The sequence below is a fragment of the Sphingobium cyanobacteriorum genome, assembly GCF_030580935.1.
Classification (GTDB): domain Bacteria; phylum Pseudomonadota; class Alphaproteobacteria; order Sphingomonadales; family Sphingomonadaceae; genus Sphingobium; species Sphingobium cyanobacteriorum.
Genome location: NZ_JAUQOM010000001.1, coordinates 390,475 through 412,160, shown reverse-complemented (window position 1 = coordinate 412,160; position 21,686 = coordinate 390,475). Strand labels below are relative to the sequence as shown.

The window sequence follows — 21,686 nt, the reverse complement described above, 5'->3', positions numbered from 1 at the left end:
GCGGCCAAGGGGCGGATCATCGCTGCGGAACTTGACCAAATCATAACCATATGGTTATGCGTTAACCTTATGAATCCGTCCCTTATTCCCGCCGACCGCGACGCGGCGACCGATGCCCTGTTCAAGGCCCTGTCAGACGGCACCCGCCGCGCCCTGCTCGAAGCGCTGGTGCGCGATGGCGAACAGAATGTGCAGGCGCTGACCGAAGGGGCGGGCGTATCGCAGCCGATGGTGTCGCGCCACATGGCCAAGCTGAAACGCGCGGGCCTCGTCACCGCGCGCCGGTCCGGCCGCGAAACCTGGTATGCCGCGCGGGTCAAGGGACTGGGGCCGGTGATCCAGTGGATGGCGGTGCATGGCGCGCTGTGGTCGCAACGCTTCACGGCGCTGGAGGGGCTGGAGGGATAGGGTGGCTGCTCATCAGATGGACTCATCCGATGCCTGGTAAAGCGCGGCAAATCAAAAAGATGAATCGATCGCCTTACAAGCCCAGCAAGGGCCAGAGGGTGATGAGGATGCCGACCAGGCTGGCCAGAAAGAAGAGGGTGCGCACGACCGGAATCCCTGCCGCATAGAGTGGCAGATAGACGATCCGCGCGCCGAGCCAGATCCAGCCGCCCATCGCCGTCCATTCACTGGCCTTGCCCGCCAGCACCACGCCGATCAGCGCGACGATCGCGATGGGGAGCGTTTCCTTGAAATTGGCCTCCGCGCGGGAAAGCCGGCCCGCAAGGGGCGCGAGCGGCGGCAGGCGTTCATCGCGGGCGCCCATGTTCCACTTTGCACCATATTGCTTCGTCTTTACATGCGCGGCGGCGAAGATATGGACCAGCAGCAGGACCATGGACCAGGCCAGGATCGTAAGTTCTACGGGCATGACGATGTTCCCCTTTGCCACTGCTTTAGCAAATCCGCACCCGGCAGGACAGTCGCCCTTTTGGCGCGGGCATGAAGGGCAATGCCGGTACAGCCCCAGAGGCTTCCCGCCGCTGCCCGACGCGGACGCGAAGCGGCCATTACAGGGTCAGGCCGACCCGCCCGATCAGGCGCGCGCCCGCATGGCGACGGCCGGGGCCGTCGATGCTGCTGTTGGCGTAGTGCAGTCCTGCCGACCAGCGGCCCTTGATATAGTCCATGCCCGCGCCATGATCCCAATAGGCTCCATCTGGTCGCAACCGGGCGGCGCGAGCGGGATCGCGGACATGGCCCGACGATCGCCCGATCCGCGCCGATAGCGTGAGCGGCGTGCCGGGGATGGCAGCGGTGGCGGCGGTGGCCAGATAGAGATTGTCGCCGCCGATCGCCGATTGACGCGGCGCATAGCTGGCGGACAGGTCGAAGCTGGCCGGGCCGATCAGAAATTCCGCGCCTGCACCGATTTCACCATAGTCCTGTGTGGAATAGCCCTGTGCGCAAGCGCCGGGAAAGAGATGGTAACGGGTGTCGGCGGTCAGGCGCACGCCGCCGATCTGCTTCACATAGCTGATCCCCAGGTCCAGCACCGCGTCCGCCCCGCCATGGCGACCGCTGCCCCGCAGGGTGGCGACTGCGCCGTCGAGACTGAAGCCGTCCGCCACTGGGAGCGAGACGGCCGCGCGCAACACGGGATCGCCGTCGCTCCAACTGAGGCCCCGGCGGCGTTCGTCGCTGGCGGCCTCGATCAGGATGGAAGGGCCGGACGCATATTGAGCGGCGGCAGGCAGGACATGGCCGGCGAGCAGCGTGGCCCCCAGCCATGCCAGACGGCAGCCGATATCAGTTGGACGCAAGATTGCGCACCGAGTCCAGTTCAGCCAGCAAAGGCGCGCGATCAGCCTGCGCCACTGCGACGAGATGGGCTTCTATTCTATCCTGATGCCGGGCGAGGGTGCGTTCGCCCGACTGGCGGCCGGGGGTGCAGGCGCCTGATTCGCTGCCTGAAAAGCGGGTGTCGGTGGCGATGGTGCGGGCCAGGGCGGGACCATGATCCAGCTTGCGATCGACCATGATCGTGGCGGTCCAGTGGCAGCGCTGGGCGTCCATGCGGTTGGGCGTCCTGGCGCCGACCGTCCAGCGCCGCATTTCGGCGCGGGCGGTGTAGGTCGCGCCGAGTTGCTGGCCGTGATGTTCGATGGAAACGCTATGGCTCGCGGCGGCGGCCGCGAGGGCGATGAGCATAGTCATGTCATTCTCCTGCTGTGACGCCGGACTTTGCTGTCTGGTCGTCAAAAGCGGATTTAGATTTCCCCTGTTGCTGCTTGTTTGCCGGATGATGAGGAATGGATGCATGCCGGTCGGGTCATGGCGAGGCGCCATCGGCCCGCCATGCAGGCCATGGTGATGCCTCTCTTTGTGGTGCGGGCAGGGTCAGGAATGAGGCTGTTCCATCCGGCGGGACAGGTCAGAGGGACGTCCGCACTGGAATATTTTCATTCGCCATGCGCAGCATGTAAACATGATATCATATTGTAAAATATCATTAATTTACGATTTTGCGATCGAATAAAAGTGCAAGGCCGGCTTATATTCGGTTACGGAAACCGAATTGAATCCGGCATATCTGAAAAGAGCGATAAGTTCGGCACTATTCAGGGCATTGACCCATCCTATCGCAAGCCTGTCCTTAGCCGGGCTTTTTTCCAAGGGATGGTAGCTGAACAGCCCATCATCAAAATGAGCCGCGACTTCCCGGAAAAATTTGGGCAGGTCGAATATATATTCGAGAACACCCATCCCCAGCGCAAAATCCGCGTCAGTTTGCGGCAACGCATCCTTGTTGAGATCGACGACGATCGTGCGGGAATCGCGCGCCACGACATCCAGCGGGATATAGGCGGCGGGGCCGGTCAACATCGCTTCGATGGCCATGTCGTTGCAGCCGATGTCCAGTATTTTCCGGCCCGCAGGCACCAGGGCCGCAGCAGCCCTGGCCCTTTCCGTCCAGAGTGGGTCCGTTTGCATGGCGCTTAACGATCGCCATCGATCGATGGCGGTTGCGCCGCGCTTGATCGCCCTGATCGTGGATAATCTGGTTTTGGCCCGACGCTCTTCAATCTCGGAAGGAACTTCGGCCATGCTCAGAATTCCTGTATTTCCATGATAGGATCAGGCGCTATTGCAGTTTGTATCTGCGATCAACCGCATTTGTCATTGTGGCTCGCCTCATCCTGTTCCGTACCATAGTGTCCGCCAGGGAATCGCTTCAACGGGAGATGGCACCATGGCGAAAAGCGAAATGATGGTTGTGGATCTCGATGGCGTCGAGAAGAAGGTCAGCGGGTCGTTCTGGCGCGGCGCCGACACCCGCTTTCTGCCTTTGGAGGCGGGCATGCAATTGCCCACGGCGCTGGCGCAGCATGTCCTGTCAGGCTGGATGCCCAAGGCCCCGTTCATCAACGAGGATACGACGATCGTGGCGTTCGGCAGTTGTTTCGCCCACCATATCAGCGGATATCTCAACAACCTTGGCTATGATGTCGCGACCCAGAAGAAGGGCAAGGCCTATATTACCGAAATGGGAGACGGAATCGTCAACAGCTATGCCATTCGTCAGCAATTCGAGTGGGGGTGGGAAGGCCGGGTGCCGGAAATTCCCCTGTGGCATGGCTATAAGGCGGAAGATTTCGGTTATGAAGAAGATGTGCGGATCGCAACCAGGGAATTGTTCGACAAGGCGGATGTATTCATCATCACGCTGGGCCTGTCGGAAATCTGGTATGACGAGCCGACGGGCGAGGTTTTCTGGCGCGCGGTTCCCAGGGCTCAGTTCGATCCCGGCCGGCACAAATTTCGTGTCGCAACGGTCGAGGAAAACAAGGATAATTTGCGATCGGTCTATAAGCTGATCCGCAAGCACAGGCCGGATGCATCCATCATATTCACCGTATCCCCTGTCACCTTGTCAGCGACATTCAGGCCGATCGGTCCTTTCACGGCCAATGCCGTGTCGAAGGCCAGTCTGCGATGCGCGGTGGACGAGGTGATCCTGGAGTATAAGGATGATGACAATTTTTATTATTATCCAGCCTATGAAGTCGTCCTGAACTGCTTCCATTATCCGTTCGTCGATGATCTTCGCCACCCGCAAAAGCATGTTCTGGACGTGAACATGATCGCATTTGAGCGCTATTTTTGCTGCACCGGCCTGACGGATGACGATGTGGGCCTTGCCTATCTGAATGCGTTGGCCGCTGACCGGGCAACGGCAACATTGACGCTGGACGAACAGGAGCAGATCAACGTCCAGTTGCGGGCATTGCAGGAGACGAACCGGCCGGCCTCTGTGCGTCGGGAGAAGGCGCAGGAAGCCAGGCAGGCGCTGGCCGAAGCCAGGTTGCAGGAAAAAGCGGCACGCGAAGCGGATCGTGACCGCAGGATTGCAGAGCGGAACGAGAGAATCGCGGCGCGCGAACGGGAACTCGCCGCGCGTAAAGACAAAATGCAAAGCCGGGAGGGATGATTCCGCCCCGGCTGCCATTCGTCACCCCGCCGCCTTGGCCAGTCCCTTCGACAGTTGCAGCGCGCCGTTGAGGCGGGCCTGCGGGTCGGGCCAGGCGCGGTTGACGACGATCTTGCTGTCAGGCCGCAGGCGGGCGACGCCGTCCAGCCGCTGCACATAGGCGACCAGACCCGCCGGATTGGGGAAGCGGTCCTCGAAGAAGCTGACCAGCGCGCCCTTTGCCCCCATGTCGATCTTGGCGATGTTCGCGGTCACGCAATTCTGCTTGATCTCGATGATCTTGAGCAGATTTTGCGTGGGCAGCGGCAGCTTGCCGAAACGGTCGATCAGTTCGGCGGCGAAGGATTCCAGGCCCTGGCGATCCTCGATCTCGTTGATCCGGCGATACAGGCCCATGCGCAGGTCGAGGTCGGGCACATAATCGTCGGGGATGAGGATCGGCGCATCGACGCTGATCTGGGGCGAGAAGCTGTCGCTGCGCCGCTCGATGCCGACGCCGCCGGCCTTGGCGTCCATGATCGCTTCCTCCAGCATCGACTGGTAGAGTTCGAAGCCGACTTCCTTGATATGGCCCGATTGTTCGTCGCCGACGAGGTTGCCCGCACCGCGAATGTCGAGGTCGTGACTGGCAAGCTGGAAGCCCGCGCCCAGCGTGTCGAGGTCGGAGAGAACCTTCAGTCGCTTTTCCGCCGTTTCGGTGATGATGCGGTTGGCCGGCGTGGTCATATAGGCATAGGCGCGGGTTTTCGACCGGCCCACACGCCCGCGTAGCTGGTAAAGCTGGGCAAGGCCGAAACGGTCGGCGCGGTGGATGATGAGTGTGTTGGCGCTGGGAATGTCGAGGCCGGATTCGACGATGGTAGTCGACAGCAGCACGTCGTAGCGCTTGTCGTAGAAGGCGGACATGCGTTCTTCCACCTCCGTCGCGCTCATCTGGCCATGGGCGACGATCGCCTTGATCTCCGGCACCTCGTTGCGCAGATACTCCTCGATCTCGGTCAGGTCCGCGATGCGGGGCACGACGAAGAAGCTCTGTCCGCCGCGATAATGTTCACGCAGCAGCGCCTCGCGGATCACCACGCCGTCCCACGGCATGACATAGGTGCGGACCGCCAGCCGATCGACCGGCGGGGTCTGGATGACGGACAGTTCGCGCAGGCCCGACATTGCCATCTGGAGCGTGCGGGGGATCGGCGTGGCGGTCAGCGTCAGGACATGCACGTCCGTCTTGAGCGATTTGAGGCGTTCCTTGTGCGTGACGCCGAACCGCTGTTCTTCATCCACGATGACAAGGCCAAGGCGCTTGAACTCCAGCCCCTTGGCGAGCAGCGCATGGGTGCCGACGACGATATCGATGGTGCCGTCGGCCAGGCCCGCCTTGACCGCCTTCGCCTCCTTGTCGGGGACGAGGCGGGAGAGGCGGCCGATATTGACGGGAAAGCCGCGGAACCGTTCCTCGAAATGCATGTGGTGCTGGCGCGCGAGAAGGGTGGTGGGGCAGATCACCACCACCTGCATCCCGGCCATCGCCGCGACGAAGGCGGCGCGCAGCGCCACCTCGGTCTTGCCGAAGCCGACATCGCCGCAGACGAGGCGGTCCATCGGCTTGCCCGACCCCAGATCCTCCACCACGTCGCTGATCGCGCGGTCCTGATCGTCCGTCTCCTGATAGGGGAAGCGATCGACGAAGGCGGGATAGCCGGCCGCGTCGGGTTCGGCCACGGTGGCGGCGCGCAGGGCGCGTTCGGCGGCGGTTTTCAGCAGTTCACCCGCGATTTCGCGGATGCGCTCCTTCATCTTCGCCTTGCGCCGCTGCCAGGCTTCACCGCCCAGCCGGTCGAGGCTGACGCCTTCATTCTCGCTGCCGTAGCGGGAGAGGACTTCGAGATTTTCGACCGGCACATAGAGTTTGTCGCCGCCCGCATAGGTCAGCGCGACGCAATCATGCGGGGCCTTGGCCACCGGGATCTGGGTCAGCCCTTCATAGCGGCCGATGCCGTGATCCATATGGACGACGAGGTCGCCGGGCGAGAGAGTGGCGAGTTCCTGGAGGAAGGCGTCGGCGCTCTTCTTGCGCTTGGCGCGGCGGACGAGCCGGTCGCCCAGCATATCCTGTTCGGTGAGGACGGCGACATCGGGCGCGGTAAAGCCATGGTCGAGCGGCAGGACGGTGAGCGTGACGCTGCCATTGGCGGCGACGCCCAGCGCCTCCTGCCAATTGTCGGCGGTCGCCAGGCGGGACACGTCATGGTCGGCGAGCAGGCCGGACAGGCGTTCGCGCGCGCCGGCCGAATAGCTGGCGATCACGACCTTTTTCTTCGACCGGCGCAGGCTGGCGATATGCTGGCCGACGGCTTCGTAGATATTGCTGTTCTGTGCGCGTTCGGGCGCGAAATCGCGCGGGCCGTCCACCGCGAAATCCAGCACGCTCGCGCTTTCGGGCTCGTGGAATGGGGTGGTGGCGTGCATCGGCAGCGTGGCGACGGCCGCGTCCCATTCGGCGGCACCCAGATACAGCGAATCGGGCTTCAACGGGCGGTAGGAGCCGGGATCGGCGGACTTCGCCTGGACGCGGTTGGCGTGATAGTCGCGGATCGCCTCGAACCGGCTTTCCGCCGCGCCGGCGACGCCGGGGTCGCGGATCAGGACCGCATTCTCGCCGAGATGGTCGGCGAGCGGGACCAGCTTGTCCTCGAACAGGGGCAGCCAATGTTCCATGCCGGCAAGGCGGCGGCCGTCGCTGACCGCCTGGTAGAGCGGGTCGCCGGTGGCGGTTGCGCCGAACGTCTCGCGATAGCGGCCCCGGAACCGCTTGATCGTATCCTCGTCCAGCAAGGCTTCGGAAGCGGGGAGCAGGGTGAAGCCGTCGACATTCTCGATCGTGCGCTGGTCGGCGGGATCGAAGCGGCGGACCGTTTCGATCTCGTCGCCGAAGAAGTCGAGGCGCAGGGGATAGTCCTCGCCACCGGGGAAGAGGTCGACGATGCCGCCACGAATGGCGAATTCGCCACGATCATGCACCGTGTCGGTGCGGACATAGCCATTGGCCTGGAGCAGCGTGGCCAGCGTCTGGATCGCGATCCGTTCCTTGGGCGCGAGCCGGGCGACGAGCTGGCGGACGCGGAAGGGGGTGAGGGTGCGCTGGGTCATGGCGGCCAGCGTGGTGAGGACGAGTTGCGGGCCTTTCGGCCTGGTTTGCAGCGCGTGGAGACCCGCGAGGCGCGCGGACGCCGCGCGCAGCGACGGGCTGGCGCGGTCATAGGGCAGGCAGTCCCAGGCGGGAATTTCGATGATCGCGATTTCCGGCGCGAAATAATGCGCCGTGTCCGCCACCGCGCGCATCAATTGCTCGTCGGACGCGATGAAAACGGCGCGCCCGCCCGCAGCCCCGGCTGCGCGGGCGATGTCGGCCAGCAGCCAGGGCTGGAAACCGGCGGGCACGCCCGACAGGGTGAGCGGCGCCTTGGCCTTCAGGATTGTCTGGAGATCGGTCATTTTGCTACTCGTCCCCCTCCCGCTTGCGGGAGGGGTTAGGGGTGGGCCAGTGAAACAGAGGTAGCGCAGGCCCACCCCCGGCCCCTCCCGCAAGCGGGAGGGGAGGATTTAGTTTTCGATCTTCACGAAATCGAGTTTCAGGAACCTGTCCATCATCGGGCCTTTCCATTCGTCGGGCACGGGGATGGTGCCGAGCGCCCAGCCGATGATGTCGGCATCCTGTTCCTCCATGAAGCGTTCGAACCAGGCGATCTCGTCTGCATTCCACTCGCCATGATAGCGTTCGAAAAAGCCGCCCACGGTATAGTCGGCCTCCCGCGTGCCGCGATGCCAGGCCCGGAATTTGATGCGGCGCATCTGGGGATCGTCGTTCACAATTTGTTCCTTTGGCGGGCATGGTCCAGTCCGCCGATCGGGTGTTTGAAGGACCGTCCCGGCTGGCTTGATCTGTTGTCGCATTTTCCGAGCCAGCGGCCGTTCCGACCGCTTCGAAAATGCTCTAGGGGGAGCAGATAGACATGCGACCCGATATTCTCAATCCGCTCTTTGCCGAAATATCCCTGTTCAAGGGCATCGGCCCTGCGCTGGCCCGGCCGCTGGAGCGGCTGGGCCTTCGGCGCGCGGTCGATGTCGCCTTTCACCTGCCGGTCAGTTGGGTCGATCGGCATCTGACCGGCGAACTGGACATGGCCGATGCTGGCCGGGTGATCGGCATCGAACTGACCCCTGTGGATTACAAGGCCAGCGGCAGCGCGCGCGCGCCGTTCCGTGTCCATGCTGTCGACCGTTATGGCAACCATGTGGCGCTGGTCTATTTCGGGAAGAATAGCGGCTGGCCGCGCAAATTGCTGCCGCTGAACGAACCGAAATTCATTTCCGGCAAGCTGGAAGCCTATGGCGACACGCTCCAGATCGTGCATCCCGACGTGCTGCCGCCCGAAGAGGCGCATACGCTCCCCGCGCGCGAATCGGTCTATGGACTGTCGGAAGGGCTGACCAACAACCGGATGCGCGATCTGGTGGGGCAGGCGTTGGGCCGCGCGCCCGACCTGCCCGAATGGATCGAGCCGAGCCTGCTGGCGCGCAAGGACTGGCCGACATGGCGCGAGGCGCTGGGCCGGGTCCATGCCGATCCGGCCGACGCGGTGGCGCGCGCGCGGCTGGCCTATGACGAGATATTCGCTGGCCAACTGGCGCTGATGCTGGTGCGGCAATCGTCGCGGCGGCGGCGGGGCGTGAGAATCGAGGGCGACGGGCGGCTGCGCGCGATGCTGAAACTGCCCTTCGCCCCGACCGGCGCACAGCGGCGCGCGATCGGGGAGATCGAGGGCGACATGGCGCAAGCGACGCCGATGCTGCGGCTGCTTCAGGGCGATGTGGGATCGGGCAAGACTCTGGTGGCGCTGATGGCGCTGCTCAACGCGGTCGAGGCGGGCAAGCAGGGGGCGATGCTGGCGCCGACCGAAATCCTGGCGCGGCAACATTACGAGACTTTGCGCAAAATGGCCTCTGGCCTGGCCGTAGAAATCGCGATCCTGACCGGGCGCGACAAGGGCAAGGCGCGGGAGGCGACGCTGATGGGGCTGGCGGACGGCAGCATCGACATATTGGTCGGCACCCACGCCATCTTTCAGGAGGCGGTGCAATATAAGGCGCTGGGGCTGGCGGTGATCGACGAACAGCATCGCTTCGGCGTGGCGCAGCGGATGATGCTGGCGAACAAGGCCAGCCAAGCACCGCACCTGCTGGTGATGACCGCGACACCGATCCCGCGCACGCTGACGCTGACTTATTATGGCGAGATGGACGTGTCCCGCCTGGACGAGATGCCGCCGGGGCGCCAGCCGATCCAGACGCTGGTGATGGCGGCGAGCCGGCTGGACGAGGTGGTCGATGCGCTCGCCCGCCATGTCGAGGGCGGCGGGCAGGCCTATTGGGTGTGCCCGCTGGTCGAGGAAAGCGAAACCAGCGACCAGGCGGCGGCCGAAATGCGGGCGGAGTCGCTGCGCGCGCGGTTCGGCGCGCGGGTGGGCCTTGTCCATGGGCGCATGAAGGGGCCGGACAAGGATGCGGCGATGGAAGCCTTCGCCGCCAATCGCACCCAGATACTGGTCGCGACCACGGTGATCGAGGTCGGCGTCGATGTGCCCAACAGCAGCCTCATCATCATCGAGGGCGCGGATCGCTTTGGCCTGGCGCAGTTGCACCAGTTGCGCGGACGGGTGGGACGCGGCGACAAGCCATCGACCTGCCTGCTGCTGCGCGGCAATGCGCTGGGTGAGACATCGCGCGCGCGGCTGGCACTGATGCGGGAAACAAATGACGGGTTTCGCATCGCCGAGGCGGACCTGGAGTTGCGCGGCGCGGGCGAAGTGCTGGGTACGCGCCAGTCGGGCGAAGCCGCGCTGAAGCTCGCGACGCCGGAGCATGTCGCGGCGCTGGTGGACAGTGCGCGGGATGATGCGCATCTGTTGATCGAGCGCGACGGCGGGCTGGACAGTGTGCGCGGGCAGGCGGCGCGGACGTGCCTCTATCTGTTCGAGAAGGATGCGGCCGTGGGGTTGCTCCGGGGCGGGTAGGGCGGATTACCAGGCCGTCCGGCGCGGCGGAATGAGCGTCAGCATCGCATCATAGATTTTGGGCGCGATCGGTTCAAAAAATTCCAGGCCGACGCGATTATCCTCGACCCAGCGAACCTCGGCGGCATGGTCCTTGAGGAGCGGCAGCCAGATGCAGATCCGTTCGCCCGGCAGCAAGCTGCTGTCGCTGCGACACATCAGACCATGGGGCGAAATGTTGATGATCCGCACGCCATGTGTCCGGCCGTGCGCGGTGACATGGCTGAGCATGTCCACCAGATCGCGGCTGGCGCGACGCTGATCGACCGCCGGATCGCGTGAACGCAGGACATGTCCGAGATTGGCGAAAACCGAGTTGGGCATGGGACGCAGCCTAGGCGACCGAAAATGGACGAGTTGCTAGGAGAGAGCGTTAATTGGTTGCTAATAGCAAATCGCTTTGATCAGAACCCGTTCGTCCTGGCGCGCACGGGTCAGGATCATCGCTCTGATATAAGGCCGTTTCCGCGTCGCCCCGGACCCGGTCAGGCGACGACCAGGCCGTGTTTCTTCCCGCCGAAGCTCAGCTTGTCGCCGGGCTGGAGCGTGACCGCAGGGTCGGTGACGACCTGCCCGTTCACCCGGATGGCGCCTTCGCCCAGCTTGCGCCGCACTTCCTTGTTGGAGGTGGCGAAGCCAAGGGCGGTGGTGGCTTGCACGACGGTGAGGCCCTCGCCCAGGGGGACGGTTGGCAGGTTGGCGTCCGATGCGCCTTCCTCGAAGGTGCGCCGCGCGGTTTCGGCCGAGGCCGTCGCTGCCTCCAGCCCACGGCAGAGCGCGGTCGCCTCATTGGCAAGGATTTTCTTCGCCTCGTTGATCTCCGCGCCTTCCAATGCGGCAAGACGGTTCACTTCGTCCATCGGCAGGTCGGTGAACAGGCGCAGGCGGTTGGCGACGTCGGCGTCGGCGGTGTTCCGCCAGAATTGCCAATAGTCGTAATGCGACAACTGATCCTCGTTCAGCCACACAGCGCCGCCCACGGTCTTGCCCATCTTCGTGCCATCCGCGTTGGTCAGCAGCGGCGTGGTCAGGCCGAAGACCTGCGTGCCGTCGACCCGGCGCGCGAGTTCGACGCCGTTGACGATATTGCCCCACTGGTCGGAACCGCCCATTTGCAGGCGGCAGGCGCTGCGGCGCGACAGCTCCAGAAAATCATAGGCCTGGAGGATCATGTAATTGAATTCGAGGAAGCTCAATGACTGCTCACGGTCGAGGCGCAGCTTCACCGAATCGAAGCTCAGCATCCGGTTGACCGAGAAATGCTGGCCGATGTCGCGCAGGAAGGGGATATATTCCAACTTGTCGAGCCATTCGGCATTGTCGAGCATGATCGCGTCGCTGGGGCCATCGCCGAAGGTCAGGAAGCGTTCGAACACGCGCTTGATGCTGGCGACATTCTCCGCAATCAGTTCGTTCGTCAGCAGCTTGCGCGCTTCGTCCTTGAAACTGGGGTCGCCGATCTTGCCGGTGCCGCCGCCCATCAGCACGATGGGCTTGTGCCCCGCCTTCTGCAACTGGCGCAGCATCATGATCGACACGAGATGTCCGACATGGAGCGACGGCGCGGTCGGATCAAAGCCGATATAGCCCGGCACCACCTGGCGCGCGGCGAGGGCGTCGAGGCCCTGCGCGTCGGTCAATTGGTGGATATAACCGCGCGTGTCGAGCAGGCGGAGAAGATCGGACTGATAGTTGCTCATGGCGCGCGCCTGTAGCATTGCGGTGGCGACTGTAAAAGAGGCGGAGTTTTCGATCATGTTGGCAATCGGCCTGATGTCCGGCACGTCGCGCGACGGGATCGACGCGGCGCTGATCGAAACGGATGGCGAGGGGCATAGCCAGGCGGTCGAATTTCACGCCATGGCCTATGATGACGGCTTTCGCCTGCGGCTGGCCGAAGCATGTTTGCGGGCGATGGCGATGGAGAAGCCGGGCTTCGAGCCGCTGGTCGCGTCGGTCGAGGCGGAGTTGACACAGCGCCATGTGCAGGCGGTCGCCGACCTGCTGGGGCGCAGCGGGTATATCGCGCAGGATATCGGCGTGATCGGCTTTCACGGGCATACCGTCGCGCATCGGCCGGAACGGGGCTGGACCTGGCAGATTGGCGATGGGGCGGCGCTGGCCGGGGCGTTCGGGGTTCCCGTCGTCGGCGACCTGCGCAGCGCGGACGTTGCGGCCGGCGGGCAGGGCGCGCCGCTATTGCCCGTCTATCACCGGGCGCTGGCCGCAGGTCTGGGAAAACCGGCGGTGGTCCTCAATCTGGGGGGCGTGGCCAATATCACTTTCATCGGGTCAGACGGGACTTTGATCGCGTTCGACACCGGGATGGCGAGCGGGCTGATCGACAACTGGATGCAGACGCAGGGCGATGCCGCCTATGACGCCGGCGGGGCTTGCGCCGCAAGCGGGACGATCGATGCGGACCGGCTGGCGGTGATGATGGCCGATCCCTGGTTCGACACGCCGCCGCCCAAGAGCATCGATCGCGAGCAGTTCGGCATCGACGCGGTGCGGGGGCTGGCATTGGAGGATGGTGCGGCGACGCTGACCGCCTTCACCGCGGCGGCGGTGGCGCGGGGTGTCGATCATCTGCCGGAGCGGCCGGCGACCATCCATGTCGCGGGAGGGGGACGGCATAATGCCACGCTGATGGCGATGCTGGCCGCGCGCACCGGGGCGGCGGTGCTGAGTGTCGATGCACTGGGATGGAATGGCGACGCGCTGGAGGCGCAGGGTTTCGCCTATATGGCCGTGCGTCATCTGGCCGGCCTGCCGATCAGCTTTCCGGGGACGACCGGCGTGCCGCAAGCGATGACGGGCGGAGTGCTGTTTCAGGCGTAAGAGGGGGCACGCCTTGCGGACTTGCCCGTGACGGTAAGGCGGTCCGGCATCGTCCGGCCTGCCTCCTGCGTCAGCGGCAGGGGAAAGGCGGCCTGTCTGTCCAATCATCCCGGATTGCGCGCGGCATGGCGATCCTGAAAGAAGGACTTACCGCTTGCGCGTCAATTCGCGCATCGCCGCGTCGATGCCCTCGATCGTCAGCGGATACATGCGATCGGTCATCAGTTCGCGGATCATCTGCGTGGAATGGCTGTAGTTCCAATGGGTCTGCGCCGCCGGATTGAGCCAGACGCAGGCAGGATAGGTATGGGTGACGCGCTGGAGCCAGACCGCGCCGGCTTCGTCATTCATATGTTCGACCGAACCGCCCGGATGGCTGATTTCATACGGACTCATCGCCGCATCGCCGACGAAGATCACCTTATAGTCATGGCCATATTTGTGGAGGATGTCCCAGGTCGGAATACGCTCGGCAAAGCGGCGGCGATTGTCCTTCCACACGCCTTCATACAGGCAATTGTGGAAATAGTAGAATTCCATGTTCTTGAATTCGCCGGTCGCGGCGGAGAAAAGCTCTTCGCAAAGCGTGATGAACGGGTCCATCGATCCGCCAACATCGAGGAACAGCAGCAGTTTGACCGCATTATGCCGTTCAGGCCGCATCCTGATGTCGAGCCAGCCCTGCCGCGCGGTGCCGCGGATGGTTTCAGCAAGGTCGAGTTCGTCCGCCGCGCCTTCCCGTGCGAACCGGCGCAGGCGGCGCAACGCGACCTTGATATTGCGGGTGCCCAGTTGTTTCGTGCTGTCGAGATTGGCAAATTCGCGCTTTTCCCAGACCTTGATAGCGCGCTTGTGCCGGGACTGGCCGCCGATCCGCACGCCTTCCGGGTTATAGCCGCCATTGCCGAAGGGGGAGGTGCCGCCGGTGCCGATCCATTTATTGCCGCCCTGATGCCGTTCCTTCTGCTCCTCCAGCCGCTCTTTCAGCGTTTTCATGATCTCGTCCCAGTCACCAAGGGACCGGATCTTTTCCATCTCCTCGGCGCTGAGATATTTTTCGGCGACGAGGCGCAGCCATTCTTCGGGAATGTCCGCTTCCAGCCCTTCCTGATCGATCAGCCCCTTGAAAACCCTGGCGAACACCTGGTCGAAACGATCGATCAGCCCTTCATCCTTCACATAGGTGGCGCGGGCAAGATAATAGAAATCCTCCGGCCGCCGGGCGATGACATCGCGGTCGAGCGCTTCGAGCAGCAGCAGATGTTCCTTGATGCTGGCGTTGATGCCGGCGGCGCGGAGCGCATCGAGAAAGTTGAGCAGCATGGTTCCGCTTGTCGGGCAGCCTGCGCGCGGATGCAAGTGGCGCGGCAGCTTCCCATTGTCCGAATATTAAGTGTTGCACCGCATGGTTAATCCGTCACTATCCTGTCATCTTGGATTTTGCGGGGTACGCTTGGAAAACAGGGACTTGTTGGCCGATCTGGGGGAACGATCCGGCGACATCGCATTGCAGTGCAGCGAAACGGCGGGGTTTCTGAGCGAGCTGAACGGCCGCATTCAGAACGATTCGGCGCGCCTGGGCGGGCTTCAGGCGAATATGGAAACTGTGGCCGCGCGACAGGGCGAAAGCGTCGCCGCGGCACAGGAACTGAGCCTGACCGCGCGCCGCGCCGGGCGCATCATCGCCGATGGTCATGATGTGATTGGCCTGTCGCTGGGTGAAGTGGCCGGGCTGGTCGAACATGTCACCGGGCTGGAAGGCCATTTGCGCCAGTTCCTGGCCGTGATTGAAGCGGTGGGCGACATCAGCGAGGAATTGGGCGCGATCGCACGCCAGACACGCCTGCTGGGGGTCAATGCCGCGATCGAGGCGGCGCGCGGGGGCGCGGCGACGCAGGGCTTTGCGGTGGTGGCCGATGAAATCCGCCGGCTGGCGGCGCAGGCGGGCGAGTCCTCTGCTTCGGTTGGCGACAAGCTGGGCCAGTTGGATCGCGACGCACGACGGCTGATCGGCGGGGTTGAGGCCAATATCGTGCGGGGGCGGGAAGTCGGCACCCATATCGACCGACTGCGCCTGACCATGGCGGAGATCGCGTCGCTGGTCAGCCAGTTTGGCGAGCGATCCGACGCGATCGTTGCCTGCACCGATGCGGCCGATGGCGATGTCGTGGCGCTCCGTCAGGGGCTGGCCTGCTTCAGCCGATCGGCGAGCGAGAGCGCGGCACGGGTCGATGTCGCACGCGAGCAACTGGAATCGCTGGAGGCTATGGCCAACGCCATGCTCAACACCGCTGCCCATGGTCCGCAGAAAACGCGCAACAGCCGCTATATCGCGCTGGCGGAGGACGGGGCGGAGGAAGTGAGCACACTCATCGAACGGGCGGTCAGGGCGGGGGAGATCAGCCTGGGCGAGGTGTTCGACACCGATTATCGATTGATCGAAGGATCGGAGCCGGCCCAATATCTCAACGGCTTCACCCGTTTCGCCGATGCGCTGCTCCGCCCCCTGCTGGACCGGCATACGGCGCAGGACAGCGCGATCGTGGGCTGTTGCCTGGTCGACATGAATGGATATCTGCCCACCCATATCAGCAACCGCAGCCAGCCGCAGCGGCCGGGGATGCGCGCCTGGAACATGGAGCATGCCCGTAACCGGCAAATCTTCATGGACAGCCAGACCCGGCGGGCGCTGGATGGGGAAGGCGATTTCTTCCTGTTCACCTATCGCCAGGATCTGGGCGAAGGGCGCTATCGCGCGCTGCGCAGCGTGTTCGTGCCACTGATGTTCGGTGGCCGGAAATGGGGCCTGTATGAGGTGGGTTATCTGATTTGAGCCGGGCGGCCTGACCCCCACCGGATCACGCGCCCATCTTTTCAGGGGCACGGTGGGCCTGGTCGACAGGATTTGCTTTCAACGCTCCGCAGACGACAGCCGGCTGACCGTCACATCGCCATTGGCGGCATAGGTGGCCACGGCCTTGGCCTTGATGGTCTGGCTGTCCTTGCCATCCAGGATCGCGGCGATCTGGCCAGGACTGGGCACCTTGTCATAGACGCCGTACAGGTCGGTCTGGCCGACCATGTGGATCGACAGCTTGTAGCCTGCGCCGCCCGTCGCCGGATCGAAGGCCAGCACGGTGCCGCTGTCGTCGACCGGCACGATGATCGCACCATCGTTGCGCCCGGCCTGTTGCAGCATGTCATAGCGGCCATCGGCGGTGGTCACGGCGCCACGGATGCAGAGCGCGTCCTTGCCGTCGCGCGGGATGCGAACCTCCTGCGGCATCGCCTCTTCGCTATCGCTGACGGGGGCAAGGCGGGCATCGCTTGCATCCTGTGCCGGGCAGGCGGCGAAGCGGGCCGGGGCGGTGGCGTGGAGGCTGGTGGGGTCGTCCACGGTCAGGCCGTCGAGCATCCCGTCCAGGCCGGCGAGCACCGCGGCGCGCCGTTCGGCCGGGCCGGTAATGCGGATCTTGACGATCCAGCGTCCGGCATGGACGAAGCCCGCGGCTGTCGTCAGTGCGCCATCGGCGGCGTGATCATAGACGGCACGGATCGCGCGGCCGGGCCGGCCGGCAACCGGCGCGCTGGCATAGGCGGTGCGGCGGGTTTGCGCGCCGAACCGTTCCATCACCGCCTTGTCGGTCATATAGGCGGCCAGCGCGGCATCGGCATAGGTTGGCATATAGACGTAGAGCGTCGCCTGAATGGTGCCATCCTGAGAGAGATATTGGGCATAATTATCAACCGCCCGGCCACCATGGGAAGCTTCGCCGCTCTTGCTGAGCGACAGGCCGGCGATCGTCTGGGGCAGGGCGATACCGGCCGCATCGGCGCGGATGGCGCTTTGGGTCGGTGTCCAGGCTTCGGCGGCTGCCTGGGCCAATGCAGGCGCAGTCAGGGACATAATCGCGGAAACCAGGAATAGCGCGCACTTGTGCATGGCATTCCTCTCCAGATCAGACCGTCTTGACGCGGCCCTGAACCATGGAGGGAAGGCTACAGGTTAAACCACCCTGCGCAAGCCATTAATCGCGCTTTATTGCGGGTTTTGCGCGGGATGATGGGGCACGGACGGGTCGAGATGCGCCCAGTCCGGCGCTTCCTGCGTCCATATCTGCATTTGCGGGCCGATCAGCGATGGATCGTCCAGAGTGCCGGCGCGCACGATCATCAGATGGGGGCGTATGTCCGCCTTGCTGAGCAGCGGTGTGCCACAGGTCGGGCAAAAGCCTCTTTGCATCGCATTGCCGCTGTCGGCCACGCTGCCGTGCCAGCGAATTTCGCCCGATATATGGACGGCATTGCTGGGGAACAGGATATTGACGGTGCCTGCTCCGCCGCTCAGATACTGGCACAGGCGGCACCAGCATTGGCGTGCGCCCATCGGTTCGGCATCGATGACGATGCGGACCTGACGGCAAAGGCAACCGGCCTGATGCGCCATGGATCAGCGGCCCTGCCGTCGCGCCATGAAGGCGAGGCGTTCGAACATCATGATATCCTGCTCATTCTTGAGCAAGGCGCCGTGCAGAGGCGGGATCGCCTTGGTCGGGTCACTGTTCTGGAGTATGTCGAGCGGCATATCCTCGTTCAGCAGCAGTTTCAGCCAGTCCAGCAGTTCGCTGGTGCTGGGCTTTTTCTTGAGGCCGGGCACGTCGCGGATTTCGTAGAAAATATCCATCGCCCGCGCGACGAGGATTTTCTGGATGCCGGGGAAATGCACATCGACGATCGCCTGCATCGTGTCGCGGTCGGGGAATTTGATATAGTGGAAGAAGCAGCGGCGCAGGAATGCGTCGGGCAATTCCTTTTCATTATTCGACGTGATGATCACCACCGGACGTTCGGCCGCCGCGATCGTTTCCCCCGTTTCATAGACGTGGAAGGCCATGCGATCGAGTTCCTGCAACAGGTCGTTGGGAAATTCGATGTCGGCCTTGTCGATTTCGTCGATCAGCAGGACGGGCAGGCGGGGCGAGGTGAACGCCTCCCACAGCTTGCCCTTGCGAATATAGTTGGAAATGTCGTGGACGCGCGCGTCGCCCAACTGGCCGTCGCGCAGGCGGGCAACGGCGTCATATTCATACAGGCCCTGATGTGCCTTGGTCGTCGACTTGACGTTCCATTCGATCAATGGCGCGTTGAGGGCCTTGGCGATTTCCTGCGCCAGCACGGTCTTGCCGGTGCCCGGTTCGCCCTTTACCAGCAGCGGGCGGCGCAGCAGCACTGCGGCGTTGACCGCGACCTTCAGATCATCGGTGGCGACATAATCCTGCGTGCCTTCAAAGCGCATCCTGCTGTTCCATCCCGTTGCCGATGACAACCGGACTAGGCAATGTCATGCAGGGACGCAATCGGGAAAGGGGCGATCAGCCCTGGCGCGCGCGCAGGTCGGCGCGTGCGGCCAGCAGATCCCACAGGCCACGATGCTGGTTCAGCAACTGGCGCGCGCCGAACTGGATGGCGCGGTCGATGCCGTCGTCGCCGCCGATGGCGCGGGCGACATCCAGCGTCGTGGCACGGTCCGGCAGGGCGCAGCCATGCGGTTCGATCCCGGCGCGCAGTGCCGCCATGTCGAGGACATGGCGCACGGCGCGCCAGTCCAGCACCAGCGCCATCGCCGCGCCCATGGCGCAACCACGCCGGTCGGACTGGGCAAGCATGTCGAGCGCATGGCGTTGCTGGCTGACGACGGTTTCGCAATCGGCCTGGCCCGCCGTGCTGGGGGCCGGGCCGGCGGCGACGGTCACTTGCGTCAGATAGGCGCGTTCGCGGGCAAAGCCATCGGCCGCCTCGATCAGCCATTGGCGCGCGGCATTATCGGCGGAACGGGTGGCGGCATGATCGATCACGCCGGGATGGCGACCATGCAACATGCACAGATAATAGGCCGCGTCCGCCAGGTCGGCGAGCGAGAGCAGGGCGTCGCGTGATACGCCGGTGCTGGCGCGATTGGCATAGGCATGGGCCGCCGTGCCATCGGCGGCGACCAGCGCTTCAAGAATGCGGGCGATGTCGCCAAATTGATATCGCGGTGCCGCTTCGCTCATTCCAGACCCCTGTGCTGCCCCGCGGGCGGGGTCGAAGCGGCACAATAAGGGAGGCCGAGTAAACGTCGGGTTTACAGAATCAGAAAGGGCAGCCGTGGAAGCCGCCCTTTTCTGTCAAGGATGGTTAACAGATCTTTACCAATCCATTTTAATTTTACTGGTCGAGGAAGGACCGCATCTTGCGCGAACGCGACGGGTGCTTGAGCTTGCGCAGCGCCTTCGCCTCGATCTGGCGGATACGCTCGCGCGTCACGCTGAACTGCTGGCCCACTTCCTCCAGCGTATGATCGGTGTTCATGCCGATGCCAAAGCGCATCCGCAGCACCCGCTCCTCGCGCGGGGTGAGGCTGGCAAGGACACGGGTGACGGTTTCCTTGAGGTTCGCCTGAATCGCCGCATCCACCGGGATGACCGCGTTCTTGTCCTCGATGAAATCGCCCAGATGGCTGTCCTCCTCGTCGCCGATCGGCGTTTCGAGGGAGATCGGCTCCTTGGCGATCTTCATCACCTTGCGCACCTTCTCCAGCGGCATCGACAGGCGCTCGGCCATCTCCTCCGGGGTCGGTTCGCGGCCCTGCTCGTGCAGGAACTGGCGGCTGGTGCGCACCAGCTTGTTGATCGTTTCGATCATATGGACCGGAATACGGATGGTCCGCGCCTGATCCGCGATCGAGCGGGTGATCGCCTGCCTGATCCACCAGGTCGCGTAGGTGGAGAATTTATAGCCGCGGCGATATTCGAACTTATCCACCGCCTTCATCAGGCCGATATTGCCTTCCTGAATAAGATCAAGGAATTGCAGGCCGCGGTTGGTATATTTCTTGGCGATGGAGATGACCAGGCGCAGGTTCGCCTCGACCATTTCCTTCTTGGCGATGCGCGCCTCGCGCTCGCCCTTCTGCACCATGTTCACGATGCGCCGGAATTCGCTCAAGGACATGCCTGTCGCCTGGGCGATTTCGCCAACCTCGTTGCGGATGCGATCGACGGCACGCCCTTCGGCCGCGACGAAGGCGGTCCATTTCTTGTCCAGGCCGCCGACCTTTTCGAGCCAGCCATCGTCCAGTTCATGGTTGACGTAACGGTCGAGGAAATCCTTGCGCGGCACCTTGTGCCGTTCGGCCAGGCGCAGCATCTGCCCGCCCAGCGCAGTGAGGCGCCGGTTATAGGCATAAAGCTGGTCAACCAGATATTCGATCTTCTGCTGATGGAACTGGACGCTTTCGACCTGCGCCGTCAGGCTTTCGCGCAATTCCTGATAATCATCCTCGGCCTTCTGGCTCAGCGTCTCGCCGATCGCCATGGCGACCATGCGCTCTTCCTGCGCCTTGGAGAAGGCACGGAAAATCTCCGTGATGGTGGCGAATTTCTCAAGCGCCATCGGCTTGAGGGTTTCTTCCATCTGGGCGAGGGAGAGGGTGTTGTCCTCCTCCTCTTCCTCTTCGACCCGGCGGGCGCGGGGGGCGCCATCCTCATCCTCGTCGCTGTCGGCGGATTCCTCCTCCGGCTCTTCTTCTTCCTTGAAGCTCGGACCGGCCGTTTTTTCGCTTATCTCGCCATCATCATCCTGCGCGCCTTCCTCCAGATTTTCCGGGGCAGGATCCTTGGAGAGCATGGCGTCAAGATCGAGAATCTCGCGCAGTTGCATTTCGCCATTGTTCAGCGCGGTCGACCATTCGATGATCGCGTTGAAAGTGGTCGGGCTTTCGCACAGGCCCAGGATCATGGTGTCGCGACCGGCCTCGATCCGCTTGGCGATGGCGATTTCGCCTTCGCGCGACAGCAGTTCCACCGCGCCCATTTCGCGCAGATACATGCGAACGGGATCGTCGGTGCGATCGACCGTTTCCTTCTTCTTTTCCGTGACCAGCTTGGGACCGTCATCGTCCGAACCTTCGTCGGCCGAATCGTCGTCGCTGTCGTCGCGCTGTTCGTCGCCGTCCTCGCTGGCTTCCTCATTCTCGACGATGTTGACGCCCATCTCGTTGAGCGCCGACATGATATCCTCGATCTGGTCGGTGGACATCTGATCTTCGGGCAGGGCGGCGTTCAGTTCGTCGACGGTGATGTAGCCGCGCTTCTTGGCGCGGGAGATCAGTTTCTTGACCGAGGCTTCGTTCAGGTCGAGCAGGGGGGCGTCGCCGCTATCCTCACCATCGCCCGCACCGCCATTTTTGCTGTTCGCCTTGGTCGCCATTTATTCGCCTTAACCTCATGGCCCCTGTAACAGGGCTGATCTTT

19 protein-coding genes are annotated in these 21,686 nt (G+C 63.6%); 5 read left to right on the top strand and 14 right to left on the bottom strand.

Annotated features, from left to right (window positions below; all coding sequences use genetic code 11):
* Positions 1 to 69: 69 nt before the first annotated feature.
* Positions 70 to 408 (top strand): ArsR/SmtB family transcription factor, encoded by a 339-nt coding sequence (locus Q4610_RS01965; RefSeq protein WP_304534334.1) that lies wholly within the window; start codon positions 70 to 72, stop codon positions 406 to 408.
* Positions 409 to 481: 73 nt separating this feature from the next.
* Here Q4610_RS01965 and Q4610_RS01960 read toward each other — a convergent pair whose 3' ends face one another.
* The 4 genes from Q4610_RS01960 to Q4610_RS01945 form a co-directional block, all read right to left on the bottom strand.
* Positions 482 to 877, bottom strand: coding sequence for an MAPEG family protein (locus tag Q4610_RS01960; RefSeq protein ID WP_304534333.1), 396 nt, complete (start codon positions 875 to 877; stop codon positions 482 to 484).
* Positions 878 to 1,016: 139 nt separating this feature from the next.
* A complete protein-coding gene (locus Q4610_RS01955) occupies positions 1,017 to 1,769 on the bottom strand; it encodes a TorF family putative porin (protein ID WP_304534332.1) in 753 nt (250 codons plus the stop codon).
* Positions 1,756 to 2,163 carry a hypothetical protein gene (locus Q4610_RS01950; protein WP_304534331.1) on the bottom strand — a complete coding sequence of 136 codons (408 nt, stop codon included), beginning with the start codon at positions 2,161 to 2,163 and terminating at the stop codon, positions 1,756 to 1,758. The genes Q4610_RS01955 and Q4610_RS01950 overlap by 14 nt, the downstream gene beginning before the upstream one ends.
* 300 nt (positions 2,164 to 2,463) lie before the next feature.
* Positions 2,464 to 3,054, bottom strand: coding sequence for a class I SAM-dependent methyltransferase (locus Q4610_RS01945; protein ID WP_304534330.1), 591 nt, complete (start codon positions 3,052 to 3,054; stop codon positions 2,464 to 2,466).
* Between the two features lie 145 nt (positions 3,055 to 3,199).
* On the opposite strand from Q4610_RS01945, the gene Q4610_RS01940 reads away from it, so the two are divergent.
* Complete coding sequence (locus Q4610_RS01940) at positions 3,200 to 4,438, top strand: GSCFA domain-containing protein (protein WP_304534329.1); 1,239 nt, start codon at positions 3,200 to 3,202, stop codon at positions 4,436 to 4,438.
* Between the two features lie 21 nt (positions 4,439 to 4,459).
* Here the strand turns inward: Q4610_RS01940 and mfd are convergent, their stop codons facing one another.
* Positions 4,460 to 7,933 carry a transcription-repair coupling factor gene (mfd, locus tag Q4610_RS01935; protein WP_304534328.1) on the bottom strand — a complete coding sequence of 1,158 codons (3,474 nt, stop codon included), beginning with the start codon at positions 7,931 to 7,933 and terminating at the stop codon, positions 4,460 to 4,462.
* Between the two features lie 108 nt (positions 7,934 to 8,041).
* Complete coding sequence (locus Q4610_RS01930; protein ID WP_304534327.1) at positions 8,042 to 8,308, bottom strand: FAD assembly factor SdhE; 267 nt, start codon at positions 8,306 to 8,308, stop codon at positions 8,042 to 8,044.
* Positions 8,309 to 8,451: 143 nt separating this feature from the next.
* On the opposite strand from Q4610_RS01930, the gene recG reads away from it, so the two are divergent.
* Positions 8,452 to 10,512, top strand: coding sequence for an ATP-dependent DNA helicase RecG (gene recG / locus Q4610_RS01925; RefSeq protein WP_304534326.1), 2,061 nt, complete (start codon positions 8,452 to 8,454; stop codon positions 10,510 to 10,512).
* A gap of 6 nt (positions 10,513 to 10,518) precedes the next feature.
* Here the strand turns inward: recG and Q4610_RS01920 are convergent, their stop codons facing one another.
* Positions 10,519 to 10,875, bottom strand: coding sequence for a PilZ domain-containing protein (locus tag Q4610_RS01920; RefSeq protein ID WP_304534325.1), 357 nt, complete (start codon positions 10,873 to 10,875; stop codon positions 10,519 to 10,521).
* A 161-nt stretch (positions 10,876 to 11,036) separates the two neighbouring features.
* Complete coding sequence (tyrS, locus tag Q4610_RS01915) at positions 11,037 to 12,251, bottom strand: tyrosine--tRNA ligase (RefSeq protein WP_304534324.1); 1,215 nt, start codon at positions 12,249 to 12,251, stop codon at positions 11,037 to 11,039.
* A 55-nt stretch (positions 12,252 to 12,306) separates the two neighbouring features.
* On the opposite strand from tyrS, the gene Q4610_RS01910 reads away from it, so the two are divergent.
* On the top strand, positions 12,307 to 13,392 hold the full coding sequence (locus tag Q4610_RS01910; RefSeq protein ID WP_304534323.1) for an anhydro-N-acetylmuramic acid kinase: 1,086 nt from the start codon (positions 12,307 to 12,309) through the stop codon (positions 13,390 to 13,392).
* A 147-nt stretch (positions 13,393 to 13,539) separates the two neighbouring features.
* On the opposite strand, the gene Q4610_RS01905 is transcribed toward Q4610_RS01910, so the two are convergent.
* Positions 13,540 to 14,715: a vWA domain-containing protein gene (locus Q4610_RS01905; RefSeq protein ID WP_304534322.1), complete on the bottom strand. Its 1,176-nt coding sequence runs from the start codon at positions 14,713 to 14,715 to the stop codon at positions 13,540 to 13,542.
* 145 nt (positions 14,716 to 14,860) lie between these two features.
* On the opposite strand from Q4610_RS01905, the gene Q4610_RS01900 reads away from it, so the two are divergent.
* Positions 14,861 to 16,225: a methyl-accepting chemotaxis protein gene (locus Q4610_RS01900; RefSeq protein WP_304534321.1), complete on the top strand. Its 1,365-nt coding sequence runs from the start codon at positions 14,861 to 14,863 to the stop codon at positions 16,223 to 16,225.
* Between the two features lie 78 nt (positions 16,226 to 16,303).
* On the opposite strand, the gene Q4610_RS01895 is transcribed toward Q4610_RS01900, so the two are convergent.
* The 5 genes from Q4610_RS01895 to rpoD form a co-directional block, all read right to left on the bottom strand.
* On the bottom strand, positions 16,304 to 17,335 hold the full coding sequence (locus Q4610_RS01895; RefSeq protein ID WP_304534320.1) for a hypothetical protein: 1,032 nt from the start codon (positions 17,333 to 17,335) through the stop codon (positions 16,304 to 16,306).
* A 96-nt stretch (positions 17,336 to 17,431) separates the two neighbouring features.
* Positions 17,432 to 17,839, bottom strand: coding sequence for a GFA family protein (locus Q4610_RS01890; RefSeq protein WP_304534319.1), 408 nt, complete (start codon positions 17,837 to 17,839; stop codon positions 17,432 to 17,434).
* A gap of 3 nt (positions 17,840 to 17,842) precedes the next feature.
* Positions 17,843 to 18,688, bottom strand: a complete 846-nt coding sequence (locus Q4610_RS01885) for an AAA family ATPase (RefSeq protein ID WP_304534318.1) — start codon at positions 18,686 to 18,688, stop codon at positions 17,843 to 17,845.
* A gap of 76 nt (positions 18,689 to 18,764) precedes the next feature.
* Positions 18,765 to 19,445 carry a DUF6975 family protein gene (locus tag Q4610_RS01880; protein ID WP_304534317.1) on the bottom strand — a complete coding sequence of 227 codons (681 nt, stop codon included), beginning with the start codon at positions 19,443 to 19,445 and terminating at the stop codon, positions 18,765 to 18,767.
* 154 nt (positions 19,446 to 19,599) lie between these two features.
* Positions 19,600 to 21,642, bottom strand: a complete 2,043-nt coding sequence (gene rpoD, locus Q4610_RS01875; RefSeq protein WP_304534316.1) for an RNA polymerase sigma factor RpoD — start codon at positions 21,640 to 21,642, stop codon at positions 19,600 to 19,602.
* Positions 21,643 to 21,686: the final 44 nt, after the last annotated feature.

Coding starts and splice junctions, on each gene's coding strand:
- Q4610_RS01960 (WP_304534333.1), bottom strand. CDS start 877: ATGCCCGTAGAACTTACGATCCTGGCCTGGTCCATGGTCCTGCTGCTG.
- rpoD (WP_304534316.1), bottom strand. CDS start 21,642: ATGGCGACCAAGGCGAACAGCAAAAATGGCGGTGCGGGCGATGGTGAG.
- Q4610_RS01885 (WP_304534318.1), bottom strand. CDS start 18,688: ATGCGCTTTGAAGGCACGCAGGATTATGTCGCCACCGATGATCTGAAG.
- Q4610_RS01945 (WP_304534330.1), bottom strand. CDS start 3,054: ATGGCCGAAGTTCCTTCCGAGATTGAAGAGCGTCGGGCCAAAACCAGA.
- Q4610_RS01880 (WP_304534317.1), bottom strand. CDS start 19,445: ATGAGCGAAGCGGCACCGCGATATCAATTTGGCGACATCGCCCGCATT.
- Q4610_RS01940 (WP_304534329.1), top strand. CDS start 3,200: ATGGCGAAAAGCGAAATGATGGTTGTGGATCTCGATGGCGTCGAGAAG.
- mfd (WP_304534328.1), bottom strand. CDS start 7,933: ATGACCGATCTCCAGACAATCCTGAAGGCCAAGGCGCCGCTCACCCTG.
- Q4610_RS01920 (WP_304534325.1), bottom strand. CDS start 10,875: ATGCCCAACTCGGTTTTCGCCAATCTCGGACATGTCCTGCGTTCACGC.
- Q4610_RS01895 (WP_304534320.1), bottom strand. CDS start 17,335: ATGCACAAGTGCGCGCTATTCCTGGTTTCCGCGATTATGTCCCTGACT.
- Q4610_RS01905 (WP_304534322.1), bottom strand. CDS start 14,715: ATGCTGCTCAACTTTCTCGATGCGCTCCGCGCCGCCGGCATCAACGCC.
- Q4610_RS01965 (WP_304534334.1), top strand. CDS start 70: ATGAATCCGTCCCTTATTCCCGCCGACCGCGACGCGGCGACCGATGCC.
- Q4610_RS01890 (WP_304534319.1), bottom strand. CDS start 17,839: ATGGCGCATCAGGCCGGTTGCCTTTGCCGTCAGGTCCGCATCGTCATC.
- tyrS (WP_304534324.1), bottom strand. CDS start 12,251: ATGAGCAACTATCAGTCCGATCTTCTCCGCCTGCTCGACACGCGCGGT.
- Q4610_RS01910 (WP_304534323.1), top strand. CDS start 12,307: ATGTTGGCAATCGGCCTGATGTCCGGCACGTCGCGCGACGGGATCGAC.
- Q4610_RS01950 (WP_304534331.1), bottom strand. CDS start 2,163: ATGACTATGCTCATCGCCCTCGCGGCCGCCGCCGCGAGCCATAGCGTT.
- recG (WP_304534326.1), top strand. CDS start 8,452: ATGCGACCCGATATTCTCAATCCGCTCTTTGCCGAAATATCCCTGTTC.